This is a genomic window from Salinicola socius (genome assembly GCF_001937195.1).
Taxonomy (GTDB): domain Bacteria; phylum Pseudomonadota; class Gammaproteobacteria; order Pseudomonadales; family Halomonadaceae; genus Salinicola; species Salinicola socius.
Map to the genome: position 1 here is coordinate 1 of NZ_MSDO01000026.1, position 13,783 is coordinate 13,783.

The window sequence follows — 13,783 nt, forward strand, 5'->3', positions numbered from 1 at the left end:
AGACGGCATGGGTGATGAAGTCGATCGTCGTGGGGTCCGGGCGGCAGCGGTTGAGCTCGGTGAAGTAGGTGGGCACGCCGCCGCCCAGCGTCAGCTCCGGCCATAACGGACGCGCTGCCGCCAGTGCCTGATCGGGCGAGGTACCCGAAGGCCAGTCGCCATCCGGCTGGTGACTCTTGAGATAGGCCGCCGGCGTCACCAGCATCCCTGCCGGTACGAGCGACACGCTCTCCAGCCGCCTGGCCAGCGCGGCCAGCGACCGTCCGGGATCGCTGTCCTCGCAGACCACGTAGAGCCATATCGCCACGCGGCGTTCGCTGGCGAGGGACATCAGACCGGCCAACCGTTCGAGTGTCAGCGGATCGCGCAGATCGAGCAGCACGTCCAGATGCCGTGGCGCGACGGCCTCGAGCTGCCGCGACAGGCGCTCGAGCGTCGGATCCAGATCGAAAAGACGATCCAGCCACACGCCGCATCCGATGGACGGCAGCATCAGCGATAGCGGTTCTCCGAGCCGGATCGTCCGACCGGCGACACTCATGGCGAGCCTCCGTCGCGATCTAGCAGCAAAACGGTGACCTGTTGCATGATCCGATCGCCCGCTTTCAGCACGTAGGGCGTGGGCCAGGCCAGCGGTCGGTTGTAGATCTTGAACGACGCATCCGACCAGTTGCGCTGATCCTCCATCTCGAAGACATCACCATCGAAATCGATTCTCAACGTGACATCGTGCGTTGGAGAGAACTCAAGCCGTCGAATATCGAACAGCGGCTGGGACGGGCTGATCAGGCGAGGGAAGCGATCCGCTTCGCTGCGGCCATTCGTATGGGTGACCTTCACCGGCGCGCCGACAATCCCACGCAGCGGTAGCAGCACGCTCAAGCCGCTACGCGCAGTCGGGAACGAGGCGTTCGCTTCGAGCATCAGTGTGACCGTGACCTGACGCACGCTGGCCGCGACTCTCAGCTGGCCGTGAAGACAGGGTTCGGCGCCCTTCCCCGATGGCAGATGAAACGTCTGCGTCAGCGTGGCGTCGTCCTCGGAAAACGCGATCCAGTCGTCATCGACGATCGGCGCGAAAGTCCCCCACTGCGGATCGCGAAGAACGGCGGCGATACCGCGAACGATCTCGATATCACCGTATCGCAGCCAACGCAGCGCCCCCGCCTGCCAGCTGAACGACAGCGGGCCCAGCCCGATATCACGCAGATCGGGATCGGCGCTGGACGTGCCGTAACGAGCGATGGCCAGAGAGTCGCCTGCTATCGGGATATCATTCTCTGCCACGCCTTGGTCTCCCTGATCGACGATCGTCATGCGGTGATTGACCCGCCTGTCTTCGATGATGGCGGGTTTGACAGGGGATGCCATTCGACCTTTGGTATGATGACATGATCTCCATGCCCCGATTTAATGCCATTACGCTGTCCACTCCGGGAAAGCCAGACCGGGAGAGGACCATCGGAAGCAGTGATTGCAGGAGTGACCTGGATGGCCGGAGAACGAATCGTAAAGGGCGCGCTGATCGGCTGCGGCTTTTTCGCCGAGAATCAGATGCGGGCATGGCAGGAGCTGGAAGGCGTTAGCATCGTGGCCCTGTGCGACCGCGATCCACGGCGGCTGGCACATTTTCAGGCATTGTTCGGTATCGAAGATACGTTCACCGACGCCGAGACGATGTTCGCGGCGCTCACCGGCTCCGGTAATCGAGGCCTGGATTTCGTCGATATCGCGACGACCACGCAGGCCCACGCGGCGCTGGTGCCGCTGGCGGCACGCCACGGCGTCGACATCATCTGCCAGAAGCCGTTTGCCGGTTCGCTGGCAATGGCCCGCCGACTGATCGTCCAGTGCGCAGAGAACGGCGTGAGTCTCAGCATCCACGAGAACTTCCGCTGGCAACGGGCGGTGCGCCAGACGATCGAGGTGTTGCGGGCCGGACGGATCGGCCGGCCCTTCTTCGGCCGGATCAGCTATCGCAGCGGCTTCGACGTCTACAAGGCGCAACCCTATCTGGCTCGCGTCGAGCGCTTCATCATCGAGGATCTGGGCATTCACGTGCTGGATATCGCCCGCGCCCTGTTCGGCGAGGTAGAGCGGCTCAGCTGCGAGACCGCGCGGGTCAATCCTGGGATCAACGGCGAGGACGTCGCCACCCTGATGCTGCATCACGACGACGGCGTGACCGCCGTGGTGGACTGCAGTTACGCCACCCGGCTGGCCGACGACCCGTTTCCCCAGAGCCTGATCGAGATCGACGGTGACAACGGCTCGCTGCGCCTGCGTCAGGATTTCGAGCTGGAGATCCATGGCGCCGAGGGCGGTTGCGACAGGCGCGATGTTCGTCCCGAGCCTCCAGCCTGGAGTGAAGCTCCGTGGTGGCCGATTCAGGAGAGCGTGCTCGCCTTCCAGGCCGACTGGCTCAAGGCACGTCGTCATGGTCGTGCGGTCGAGACCCATGGCGAGGACAACTTCAACACGCTGGCGCTGGTCGAAGCCGCCTATCGCGCGGCGGCGGCGCATCAGAGCGTCGTTCCGGCGCGCTGGAGTCGATGAGCGTCAGCCACGATGACTGTTTTCCCGTTGGCCGAAACGGCTATGCTAGGGTGCGTATCGACAGGACGGTGCGCGAAGCCGTCGCCATTACACAGGAACGCCATGAATGACATCGCCGCGGGACCGATTCGTCGACGCAAGCTATCGGATGAAGTCCTGGAACGCCTGCTGGCGTTGATTCGCACTCAGAAGCTGCAACCCGGCGACCAGCTGCCCCCGGAGCGCGAGCTGATGACGCTCTACGGCGTGGGCCGACCGGCGATTCGCGAAGCCATGCAGCAACTGGCGTCGATGGGCCGGATCACCATCAACCATGGCGAACGCGCTCGGGTCAGCGAAGTCACCGTCGACGCCATGATTTCCCAGTTCGATACCACCGCCCGCTTTCTGCTCGACGACGATGCCGAGAACATCGACCATCTCAAGCAGGCCCGGGTGTTCTTCGAAGCCGGCATGGTGCGCATGGCCGCGACACGGGCGACAGTCGAGGATATCGCCACATTGCGTCGGTTGATCGACGAGATGCAGCAGAGCCGACACGGCGATGCCTTCATCGAGCGCGACATGGAATTTCACAGCACCATCGCCGACATGACCGGCAATCCGATCTTTTCGGCGACCGCCCGCGCCATGCTGCACTGGCTGAAGGACTATCATCTCGGCATCGTCAGTTTTCGCGGGGCGGAAGATGTCTCCCTTCGCGAACACCACCAGATCGTCGATTGCCTGGCCGACAACGATCCCGATGCGGCGGAACAGGCGATGCGAGATCACCTCACCCGAGCCAGCGAGCTCTATCGTCAGCGCGCGGCATCCCTCGAGGAGGAGGACAGTCGTGACTGACTCGACCGTTCGCGCCTCATCATCGAGTCGTTCTCCATCGCGGTAAGGGACAGCTCGCGACGCAACCATTCGGCAAGCCGTTCGCCGCGGCGCGTATCGACGCCGGGGGCCAGCCACAGTCCCAGCGAGGCGTCGGTCTCGATCACCGGCCACGGCGCCAGCAGCCGCCCCTGACGTAGCTCGCCCGCCACCAGCAGCTGCGGGGCAATGGCAACGCCCAGCCCCGCCAGCGCGGCCTCCAGCAGATAGTAGAGATGTTCGAAGCTGCGGCCCCTGGCGCGCGCCTCGGACAGCGTCGCATCGTCGACGCCCATGGCAGCCGCCCATTCGGGCCAGGCTTGCGGCCGCGACGCCGTGTCCAGCAGCGTGAGCCGTTCAAGTGTCGCCCTGGCCGAGGCCTTCGACGCCGTCGTCCAGATCTCCGGCGTCGCCACGGCAACGATTCGCTCCGGCATCAGCGGGATCACCGCCATGTCGTCAGGCCACGGTGGCGCCGCAAAGCGCAGCGTGGCATCGATATCCTCGCGGCGCGGGTCGAGCTCGTTCTCGCTGGAAACGACGCGCAGTCGCAGCTCGGGCAGCTCGGCGTTGAGCCGGTCGAGCCGCGGGATCAGCCAGCGTGCCAGCAGACTTCCCGGGCAGGCCAGGGCGAACGGCGCCTCGTCGAGGCGCCGCGCAAGCGCCGCACACCCCTCGCTCAAGCGTGAGAAAGCATCACCCACCGCGGGATACAGCGATCTGCCGTGGGCGGTCAACACCAGCCCGCGACCGGCCTTGACGAACAGCGCGATCCCGAAATGGTGCTCCAGCGTCCGCAGCTGGCGGCTGACTGCGCCATGGGTGACATGCAATTCCCGAGCAGCTTCGCCGACGCTGCCCAGACGGGCCGTGGCCTCGAACGCGCGCAGCGCATTGAGCGAGGGTAGCGTCGTCATGTCTTCTCCGCCAATCGGTGATTTTTTCTCACATGAAGACGAGAGTTTATCGATTTTTTCCGACGCGCGACCAGCCTAATCTGAATCCATTGAATCGGCCGACCGGATCTGACTGATGAACTCGATGATGACTGACCTTCCCGACCCGCATGGTTTCTTTGGTGGCAGCTCGAATCGCGGCCATGGCGACCCGCAAAGACTGGGCTATGGCGGGCGCTACGTCGCGGAAACGCTGATGCCGCTGATTGGCGAGATCGAAACCGCCTACGACGAAGCACGCGCCGATCCCGTCTTCCGGGCGCGGTTGCAGGAGCTGCAGCGCGATTACGTCGGCCGCGCCACGCCGCTCTATTTCGCCGAGCGTCTGACCGAGCACTTCGGCGGCGCGCGGATCTATCTGAAGCGCGAGGATCTCAATCACACCGGCGCGCACAAGATCAACAACGCCCTGGGCCAGGCACTGCTGGCACAACGCATGGGCCGCCAACGGCTGATCGCCGAAACCGGGGCCGGCATGCACGGGGTTGCCGTCGCCACGGTCGCCGCCCGGCTTGGCCTGCCCTGCGTGATCTACATGGGCGCGACCGATATCCAGCGCCAGCAGCCCAATGTCCAGCGCATGCACCTGCTCGGTGCCGAGATCGTACCCGTCCACAGCGGCACGGCGACGCTCAAGGACGCCATGAACGAGGCGCTGCGCGACTGGGTCGCCAATGTCGACGACACTTTCTACATCATCGGCACCGTGGCCGGACCGGCGCCCTATCCGCGCATGGTGCGGGACTTCCAGTCGGTGATCGGCGTCGAGACACGCGAGCAACTGTTGGCGACACAGGGCCGTCTGCCGGACACGCTGGTCGCCTGTGTCGGTGGCGGCTCCAACGCCATGGGACTGTTCCACGCCTTTCTCGACGACGACGTCGCCATGGTCGGCGTCGAGGCGGCCGGGGAAGGGCTCGAGAGTGGCCGCCATGCCGCCAGCATCAACGGTGGCACTCCCGGCATCCTGCACGGCAATCGAACCTATCTGCTGCAGGACGACGACGGCCAGATCCGTGATGCGCACTCGATTTCCGCCGGGCTCGACTATCCCGGTGTCGGCCCCGAGCACGCCCATCTTCACGACAGCGGCCGGGCGAGCTACGTCGCGGTTACCGACGACGAAGCGCTGGAGGCCGTCGCGCTCTGCTGCCGGCGGGAGGGCATTCTGCCGGCGCTGGAGTCGGCGCATGCGCTCTATCATGCGGGACAATTGGCGGCGGCGCAGGGGCCGGACCAGGTCATCGTGGTCTGCCTGAGCGGTCGCGGCGACAAGGACATGGACACCATCACCCGCCAGTTGATGCCCGAGGAGGCCGAATCATGAGCGTTTCGTCTTTGAATACGGATGTCTTGGATACGGATGTCTTGAGTACGGAGGTCCTGAATATGAGTAACTCGAATACCGAGGCCTTGATCGTCGACTCGCGCCTGACGCGTCGTTTCGCGGCACTGCGGGTCGAGAACCGCGCCGCGCTGGTGACCTATGTCATGGCCGGCGACCCCGATCCCGAGACCAGCCGTGAGCTGCTCGAACGCTTGCCGGCCGCGGGCGCCGATATCATCGAGCTCGGCATGCCGTTCAGCGATCCGATGGCCGATGGCGTGGCGATCCAGCGGGCCGGCCAGAGAGCCCTGGCGAACGGCCAGAGCCTGGCTCGCACACTGGAGATGGCGCGGGATTTCAGAAAACGCGACGATGAGACCCCGATCGTGCTGATGGGCTATCTCAATCCGATTCAGCGCTTCGGTGAAGATCGTTTTCTACAGGCGGCAGCCGATGCTGGCGTCGATGGTCTGATTCTGGTCGATCTTCCGCCGGAACATGGCGCCTCGCTGACAGCGAAAGCGCGCGACCTGGGGCTTGCGCGGATTCCGCTGGTAGCGCCGACCACGCCGCCGGAACGGCTGTCGGCGCTGCTCGCCCAGGGCGATGGCTTCGTCTATCGCATCGCCTTCAATGGCGTCACCGGCAGCCGACGACCCGATATCGCGGATTCGCTGGGCGAATCCCTCATCGAGCTCAAACGACGCTCGCCCCTGCCGGTCGCCGTCGGCTTTGGCGTGCGCGATGGCGAGACGGCCGCCGCCGTTGCCCGGATTGCCGATGCCGTCGTCGTCGGCAGCGCGCTGGTCGAGCGGCTCGCCGAGTCAGGGTTGGAAGGCGCGCTGGGATTGACGCGGGAACTGGCCGAGTCGATTGATGGGGCGCGGAGAGGAGAATCGTGAGCGCGCCAGATCGTTCGATTTTGCGCACGTATCCGTGCGCAAAAACGCGCTTTTGTTCGATTATATAGTCGATAAACTGTCTCCATTGCGCCGTCGCTGTCGCTCGGCGCCCAAAACCAGGAGACAGGCCATGTTGACGATTCGACGCGGTAACGAGCGCGGTTATGCCGATCACGGCTGGCTCAAGAGCTATCACTCGTTCTCGTTCGCCGGCTATCACGATCCGAAGCACGTCCACTTCAGCGCGCTGCGGGTGATCAACGAGGACCGCGTGGCGCCCGGGCAGGGCTTCGGCCAGCACGGCCACCAGGACATGGAGATTTTCTCCTACGTGCTGAGCGGCGAACTGGGTCACCGGGATACGCTGGGCAACGGTTCATCGATCGGTCCGGGACGCGTACAGATCATGACCACCGGCAGTGGCGTCGAGCACAGCGAGTTCAATCACTCCGCCAGCGAACCGGTGCATTTTCTGCAGATATGGCTGTTTCCGCGGGAGCGCGGGCTGACGCCGAACTACGCCGAGAAGGACTTCGACGAAGCCGACAAGCGCGGCCAGCTGCGTCTGATTCTGTCACCGGACGGCCGTGACGGTTCGCTGACCCTACAGCAGGACGCCTTCATCTACGCCTCGCTCCTCGATGGCGAGGAGCGTGCCGAACTGACCCTGGCGGGCGATCGCCAGAGTTACGTGCATGTGGTCAGGGGCAGTATCACGGTCAATGGCCAGGCGCTTGAAGGCGGCGATGCGCTGATGCTCGTGGATGAACCGGGCGTGACGCTGGAACAGGGGGAGGATGCCGAGGTGCTGGTATTCGATCTGCCCGGCGTGAACCCGCGCTGAGCGTCGAGGCCGTGAGCTCCAGCGATCGTGAGTTCTGGGAGGCCGTCAGCCTCGAGAGTCAGTTTCGGGAGATAGCTGGCTGCGAGCGATAGTACTGACCGGCGACGGAGACGTTGCCGGTTTTTATCGTCGGGTATCAGCGTTACAAATGCTTGAGCAAACTCTGCAATCGCTCCAGATCGCGGGAGTCTCCCACCAGCCGCAGCTGCCCCTTGAACAGCCCTTCGCGAAAGGCGCGCTGGGAAGGTTTGCGTAGAAAGCGCGTGGCGCTGTCGGCATCGCGGAAGCGCAGTTCCAGCGCCAGATCCACCGGCAGGCCGACATCGCTCTGGATCGTCTGCGGCGTCATGCGATAGTGCCGGGCGATCGACAGATCTTCGGTCGCAACGCCCCAATCGAATCGCTGCAGCTTTTCCAGGGTGTCGCGAAACGCCGTCTTGCGAGCCCGTGCTCGTTTGAGCATCACGCCCAGCCACCAGAGCATCAACTTGAGCTTCATGCCACCTCGCACGAACCGATCATCAGGATAGGAATATCGCTTGGTCAAGAATGCCGACCCACCCGCCTCTGGGGGGATCGGCTATCGCTTCGCCCATTGGCGGATGAGCGACTCAGGAACCCGGAACCCGAATTGACTTGCTGACCGAATTTACTTGCTGACGGCGTCCTTGAGAGCCTTGCCGGGCTTGAACGCCACGGTCTTGCTGGCGGGGATGTCCAACGGCTTGCCAGTCTGCGGGTTTTTGCCCGTCCGTGCGGCGCGCTCGCGAACCGTGAATGAACCGAAACCGATCAAAGTGACATCGCTACCCTTGGAAACCGTACCGGTGATCTCGTCGAGAATGACGTTCAGCACCTGACTGGCCTTGTCCTTCGAAAGATCAGCACGCTCGGCAATCGCCGCAGCGAGTTCTGGCTTACGCATAGAGCCCTCCTAATTTGGCAATGGCGTCACCTGACACGCCTCGCATCTGAAACGAGTTGTTGTTCTCGATGAGGGCGACGCCCTCCGATCGCATAATAGGCCGCTTGGGGCGCGGTTTGTCCAGCATCAGGTGACGATTCGTGGCTTACGCATTTGCAGCCACCGAGGCTAGCCTAGCAACGGGGGGGCGACTCGCGCCAGTTCGACTTTACGACGAACGCAGCGGCCGGTGAGCGCAAAACCCAGCAGCCGGCCGGCTTCGTCCTCGGCCAGTGCGGTGAAATCATCACCGTCTCCCTCGATTCGCCAGCGCTGAGGCGCTTGTCGCGGTGGCAACACGGCAACCGGCAACAGCGGCGTCTTGACGATCACCGGCCAGGCCGCGTAGCTGACCTCGGTCGGCGTGCCGGTGAGCGTTGCCGCCAGCGCCTTGGCACTGGCCTGCAGCGGCTGAACGTACATCGCATTCAGGCCATGGTGCTGCGCGTTGCCCCGCGCGTTGCCCGACCTATCGCTCGTCGCCTCGAGACCACCGACGCAGGCCACGTCACCCAGCGCGAAAACGTTCGGGTCGCTGGTGGTGAGCCGGCGATCGGTGAGGATGCCGGCCGGCGAGACCGCCAGCCCCGCCGCCTCGGCGAGTGCCGTTCGCGGACGCAGACCGGTAGCCATCAGGACCAGATCCGCCTCCAGCGATTCGCCGTCATTGAGCGTCAGCGCCACGCCCTCGCCGGTATCGTGGATTGCCGTTACCTGACGCTCGAACCTGACACGAATGCCGGCGGCCGCGAAGGCTTCCCCCAACGCTCGCCCCAACGGCGGCGGCAACAATCGAGGCAACGGCGTCGTCTCGGGCGCAATCAACGTGACCCGATGACCGCCAGCCTGCAGGTCATTGGCAAACTCACAGCCCACCAGCCCGGCCCCGATGATGGCGACGCGGGCCTGACGACCGGGATGACGCTCCAGCACGCCGCGCCAACGTCGGTAGTCGTCGAGATCGTTGATCGAGAACACCCGGGAGTGCCGCGACGCCTCGGCAGTGCACGGCTGCCGGGGCGCCGCACCGGTGGCCAGCACCAGCTGGCTGTAGGGCAGGCTTTCGACGCCGATCCGCAGCTGCCGGCTGACGGTGTCGATGGCATCCACCGTGGTGTGGGTACGAACTCGGGCCTGCAACGCGTCGGCCACCTCGACGGCATCGCGCATGACCAGCGCCTGCGCCGTCTGACGCTTGGTGAAGGCGCTGGAGAGCAGCGGCTTGACATAGTCGTCGCCGCTATCGGCGCTGATCAGGGTAATCTGACGGTCAGGGTCGCGCTGGCGAACCGCCCGGGCCAGGCCGAGGCCCGCCATCCCGGTGCCGATGATCGTGAGCGGGGCGAAGGGGTGATCGATTTGACGCATGACAAAGGCTCGTTCGGTCGGTCGTCTCGAGACCTCATGTTACACTACGCCGCCTTCGGCCCGCGCCATCCGGCGGTTGACGGCCATTTTTCCGGCGCTTTCATGCTGCTTCTCAGGGAGTCGTCTCGCGTGCCCTCGACCTGCCACTGCCACGCCCTGTCATCCGCCGAACGCGCCTGGCGCTGGGTCCGCTGGTCTCCCGCCCCCGCTCAGCGCCCTCGGATGAGCGCCGCCTGGTGGCGGTGGGTGGCGTCCACCGACTCTCTGACCGCGCGGCTGATCGCGGCCTCCGAGCGCCCCTTTCGAGTCAAGCTGATGCATCAGGGCGTCGAACGGCCGCGTCGCGACGAAGCTCGGGCGCTGGGGCTGGCCCCTACCGACGTTACCTGGGTGCGCGAGGTGATGCTGATGAGCGGCGAGCGGCCGTGGGTGGCGGCACGCTCGATCGCACCGCTGGATCGCATCGGCTGTCGTCGTCTGCGCACGCTGGGAGAACGTTCGCTGGGCAGCTGGCTGTTCGCGCAGCCTGATCTGGAGCGCGATCCGATCGAGGTGGCACGCGTCTCCGCGGAGGCCGAGGGCGTGTGGCTACGGCGTTCACGCTTTCGCCATGGCGACATTCAACTGCTGGTGCAGGAGTGCTTTCGCCGCGAGATGGCCGAAGATCTGGGACTGGCCGGCTCTCCTCCACCTCGCCGCGATCACGCCAATCTCGAAGCCGAGTGCCATCTACGATAAGGTCTCTGCGGCCCGCCGTTACGGAGAACTGCATGTCCCGCGCCAACGATTCAGACGCCCGCCCCCGCGGCGACGATTTGTCCGCCCGCCCCCGCGGCGACGATTTGTCCGCCCGCCCCCGCGGACTGGCGCGCCTGCCCGACTTCCTGCGCCTGACGCGCCTGGACAAGCCGATCGGCACCTGGCTCCTGATGTGGCCGACGCTGTGGGCGCTGTGGCTGGCCGCCGACGGGCTGCCGGATCGCGCCACGCTGATCATCTTCGTGCTCGGGGTCTATCTGATGCGCGCCGCCGGCTGCGTGGTCAACGACTACGCCGATCGGCATCTCGACGGCCACGTCAAACGCACCAAGGCGCGCCCGCTGGCGACCGGTCGGATCCGCGAGAAGGAAGCCAAGATCCTGTTCGCGGGCCTGGTGGTGCTGGCATTCGTACTGGTCTGTCTGACCAATCTGGCCACCGTGCTGCTCTCGGTCGTCGGCGTCGCGCTGGCCGCGATCTACCCTTTCATGAAGCGCTACACCCATCTGCCGCAAGTGGTGCTGGGCATGGCTTTTTCATGGAGCATTCCGATGGCGTTCATGGCAGTGAGCCGCGAGGTACCGCTGGAAGCCTGGCTGCTGCTGGTCGCCAACGTCGCCTGGACCGTGGCCTACGACACCCAGTACGCGATGGTCGATCGCGACGACGATATCAAGATCGGCATCAAATCCACCGCCCGGCTGTTCGGGGCCTGGGACAAGCGGATCATCGGCCTGCTGCAGCTGCTGACGCTGGCACTGCTGGTCTGGGTCGGCGCGCTGGGAACGCTGGGCGGATTTTTCTGGCTGGGCCTGGCGGCGATGGCGGCGACCTTCGTCTACCAACAGTGGCTGATCCGCGAACGCGAGCGCGACGCCTGTTTCCGCGCTTTCCTCAACAATTTCTGGTCCGGGCTGCTACTGTTTGCAGGGCTGGTTCTGACCTTGTGGCCGACGCTCTGACGCAACGCCTGGCGTGACTGTCATATCGCTGTCATATTTTCACGATGTAATCGTCACCGTTCTGTCACGGCCGGAAGCGATCCCGATGCACCACTGGCGTCACGCGGGAAAGCCTGCCGGCGGCTCACCCGAGGCATGTGCATGAGCTCCAAGACCGTACTCATCGTTGACGACGAAGCACCCATCCGCGAAATGATCGCCGTGGCCCTGGAGATGGCCGACTATCGCGTGCTGGAGGCGGACAACGCCCAGACCGGCCACGCCATGGCGCTCGACCAGAAGCCCGACCTGATCCTGCTCGACTGGATGATGCCCGGTACCAGCGGCATCGAACTGGCGCGCCGCCTGAAGCGCGAGGAAGCCACCGCCGAGATGCCGATCATCCTGCTCACCGCCAAGGGCGAGGAGGACAACAAGGTCCAGGGGCTGGAAGCTGGCGCCGACGACTACATCACCAAGCCGTTCTCCCCCCGCGAACTGGTGGCCCGGCTCAAGGCAGTGCTGCGCCGCGCCACGCCGCCGGGCATCGAGGAAGCCGTCGAAGTCGACGGGCTGCGGCTCGATCCCTCCAGTCACCGCGTCACCTCCCACGGCGGCGCGCTGGAGATCGGCCCTACCGAATATCGCCTGTTGCAGTTCTTCATGACCCACCAGGAGCGTGCCTACACCCGCAGTCAGTTGCTGGATCAGGTCTGGGGCGGCAATGTGTACGTGGAAGAGCGCACTGTCGATGTGCACATTCGCCGCTTGCGCAAGTCGCTCGGCGAAGCGCATCAGCACCTGGTCCAGACCGTGCGCGGCACCGGTTACCGCTTTTCGATCAGGGAGTAAGTCCGGACGTGCGCTACTGGATCAACGAACTGTGGCGTCTCGGCTACATGCGGTTCGGGCTCGGCGCGCTGGGCATGCTGCTCGGCAAACTGGGCGGCAATCTGTTTGCCGGGCTGGGATGGGGGCTGGCCGCGGGGCTCGGGCTCTACGTCTTTCTGCACCTGCGCCACGTACGTCTGCTCTACGTCTGGCTGCTGAAGAATCCGCGCGAAGCGCCGCCGCCCGGCACCGGCGTGTGGGGGGATCTGTTCGACCGGCTGTACAGCTACCAGAAGGCCCAGACCCAACTGCAGCAGCGCCTGCGCGATATCCTGCGTCGCATCCAGGATTCCTGCGAGGCGATGCGCGACAGCGTGGTGATGCTCGACCCCAACGGCGACCTCGAGTGGTGGAACAGCGCCGCCTGCGACATGCTGGGCCTGCAGCCCGACCACGATCGCGGCCAGCCGATCACCAACTTTCTGCGCGACCCCCGCTTCATCGACTATTTCGAAGCCGGCGATTACCGCGAGCCGCTGCTGATCCCCTCGCCACTGCAAGGCAATCGCACGCTGCAGTTCCATCTCACCCTGTTCGGCGACAACGAACGTCTGCTGATGGCCCGCGATGTCTCCCGTCTGCATCAGTTGGAGATGATGCGCCGCGACTTCGTCGCCAATGTCTCCCATGAATTGCGCACGCCGCTGACGGTGCTGGCGGGTTATCTGGAGACCTATTCGGATCATGCCGACCAGTTGCCCGAGCGCTGGCAGCGAGGGTTCGGTCAGATGCAGGCACAGACCACGCGCATGCAGAATCTGGTCGAGGATCTGCTGCTGCTGTCGCGCCTGGAGATCGATAGCCCCAACGATGACCGCGATACCATCGATGTCCCCTCGCTTCTCGACGGGATTGCTGCCGATGCCCGCGATCTCAGCGCCGGTCGCCACCAGCTGTCGGTAGAAATCGAGGAATCGGGGCGTCTGCTCGCCAACACCAAGGAGATTCGCAGCGCGGTCTCCAATCTGGCATTCAATGCGGTCCGCTATACGCCGGAGGGCAGTACCATCACCCTGCGCTGGCGGCCCTGGCACGACGGCGCTGCCATCGAAGTCGAGGATGACGGTGACGGTTTCGACCCCATTCATATCCCCCGGCTGACCGAGCGCTTCTATCGCGTCGACAAGGGCCGCAGCGCCGCCACCGGCGGTACTGGCCTGGGACTGGCCATCGTCAAGCACGTGTTGCTGCGCCACGATGCCCAGTTGGAGATCGTCAGCCGGCCAGGCCTCGGCGCGCGCTTCCGTTGCGTCTTCCCCGCACCGCGTCTGGCGCCCAGCGCCGGGTCAGCCTCGCTCCCTTCCGACATCTCGCCCTGACGCCATTCCCGCTTTTTTCAATAACTTCCTCTCAATCTTCAGCATCGGCGGCCGATAGTGCCAGCAGCTCATATCCATTTAATTGTTTATATGAA

At 64.8% G+C, this 13,783-nt stretch carries 15 protein-coding genes; 9 read left to right on the forward strand and 6 right to left on the reverse strand.

The features are described 5' to 3' along the window. Positions 1-541, reverse strand: a 541-nt coding sequence (locus BTW07_RS16590; RefSeq protein WP_208605428.1) for a D-apionate lactonase family protein, incomplete at its 3' end; no start/stop codon positions are given. Then, positions 538-1,287: a D-apionate lactonase family protein gene (locus tag BTW07_RS16595; RefSeq protein ID WP_144076944.1), complete on the reverse strand. Its 750-nt coding sequence runs from the start codon at positions 1,285-1,287 to the stop codon at positions 538-540. The genes BTW07_RS16590 and BTW07_RS16595, both read right to left, overlap by 4 nt. A gap of 204 nt (positions 1,288-1,491) precedes the next feature. On the opposite strand from BTW07_RS16595, the gene BTW07_RS16600 reads away from it, so the two are divergent. Together BTW07_RS16600 and nanR are read left to right on the forward strand one after the other, a co-directional pair. Beyond that, the gene (locus tag BTW07_RS16600) at positions 1,492-2,556 is read left to right on the forward strand and encodes a Gfo/Idh/MocA family protein (protein ID WP_075571302.1); all 1,065 of its coding nucleotides are present in this window, start codon (positions 1,492-1,494) and stop codon (positions 2,554-2,556) included. Between the two features lie 102 nt (positions 2,557-2,658). Further along, complete coding sequence (gene nanR / locus BTW07_RS16605) at positions 2,659-3,399, forward strand: transcriptional regulator NanR (protein WP_075571303.1); 741 nt, start codon at positions 2,659-2,661, stop codon at positions 3,397-3,399. Here nanR and BTW07_RS16610 read toward each other — a convergent pair. Next, complete coding sequence (locus tag BTW07_RS16610) at positions 3,357-4,334, reverse strand: LysR family transcriptional regulator (RefSeq protein WP_075571304.1); 978 nt, start codon at positions 4,332-4,334, stop codon at positions 3,357-3,359. The two genes, nanR and BTW07_RS16610, sit on opposite strands and share 43 nt — an antisense overlap. A 127-nt stretch (positions 4,335-4,461) precedes the next feature. On the opposite strand from BTW07_RS16610, the gene trpB reads away from it, so the two are divergent. From trpB to BTW07_RS16625, 3 genes are all read left to right on the forward strand, one after another. Continuing rightward, a complete protein-coding gene (trpB, locus tag BTW07_RS16615) occupies positions 4,462-5,700 on the forward strand; it encodes a tryptophan synthase subunit beta (RefSeq protein ID WP_110661639.1) in 1,239 nt (412 codons plus the stop codon). Between the two features lie 62 nt (positions 5,701-5,762). Continuing rightward, positions 5,763-6,602, forward strand: coding sequence for a tryptophan synthase subunit alpha (gene trpA, locus BTW07_RS16620; RefSeq protein WP_075571357.1), 840 nt, complete (start codon positions 5,763-5,765; stop codon positions 6,600-6,602). Positions 6,603-6,732: 130 nt separating this feature from the next. Further along, positions 6,733-7,446 (forward strand): pirin family protein, encoded by a 714-nt coding sequence (locus BTW07_RS16625; RefSeq protein ID WP_075571305.1) that lies wholly within the window; start codon positions 6,733-6,735, stop codon positions 7,444-7,446. Positions 7,447-7,588: 142 nt separating this feature from the next. Here BTW07_RS16625 and BTW07_RS16630 read toward each other — a convergent pair whose 3' ends face one another. From BTW07_RS16630 to BTW07_RS16640, 3 genes are all read right to left on the reverse strand, one after another. Then, positions 7,589-7,945, reverse strand: a complete 357-nt coding sequence (locus BTW07_RS16630; protein ID WP_075571306.1) for a hypothetical protein — start codon at positions 7,943-7,945, stop codon at positions 7,589-7,591. 150 nt (positions 7,946-8,095) lie between these two features. Then, positions 8,096-8,371: an HU family DNA-binding protein gene (locus tag BTW07_RS16635; RefSeq protein ID WP_071230476.1), complete on the reverse strand. Its 276-nt coding sequence runs from the start codon at positions 8,369-8,371 to the stop codon at positions 8,096-8,098. A 168-nt stretch (positions 8,372-8,539) separates the two neighbouring features. After that, on the reverse strand, positions 8,540-9,778 hold the full coding sequence (locus BTW07_RS16640; protein ID WP_075571307.1) for an NAD(P)/FAD-dependent oxidoreductase: 1,239 nt from the start codon (positions 9,776-9,778) through the stop codon (positions 8,540-8,542). A 36-nt stretch (positions 9,779-9,814) separates the two neighbouring features. Here BTW07_RS16640 and BTW07_RS16645 point away from each other — a divergent pair, with 36 nt between their 5' ends. The 4 genes from BTW07_RS16645 to phoR all read left to right on the forward strand — a co-directional run bounded on the left by BTW07_RS16645 (position 9,815) and on the right by phoR (position 13,688). Continuing rightward, positions 9,815-10,516 carry a chorismate--pyruvate lyase family protein gene (locus BTW07_RS16645; RefSeq protein ID WP_075571308.1) on the forward strand — a complete coding sequence of 234 codons (702 nt, stop codon included), beginning with the start codon at positions 9,815-9,817 and terminating at the stop codon, positions 10,514-10,516. 32 nt (positions 10,517-10,548) lie between these two features. Then, positions 10,549-11,499, forward strand: a complete 951-nt coding sequence (ubiA, locus tag BTW07_RS16650; RefSeq protein ID WP_083941987.1) for a 4-hydroxybenzoate octaprenyltransferase — start codon at positions 10,549-10,551, stop codon at positions 11,497-11,499. A gap of 141 nt (positions 11,500-11,640) precedes the next feature. Beyond that, positions 11,641-12,330 carry a phosphate regulon transcriptional regulator PhoB gene (gene phoB / locus BTW07_RS16655; RefSeq protein WP_075571309.1) on the forward strand — a complete coding sequence of 230 codons (690 nt, stop codon included), beginning with the start codon at positions 11,641-11,643 and terminating at the stop codon, positions 12,328-12,330. 8 nt (positions 12,331-12,338) lie between these two features. Further along, entirely contained in the window at positions 12,339-13,688 is a 1,350-nt protein-coding gene (phoR, locus tag BTW07_RS16660; protein ID WP_075571310.1) for a phosphate regulon sensor histidine kinase PhoR, read from the forward strand. Positions 13,689-13,783: the final 95 nt, after the last annotated feature.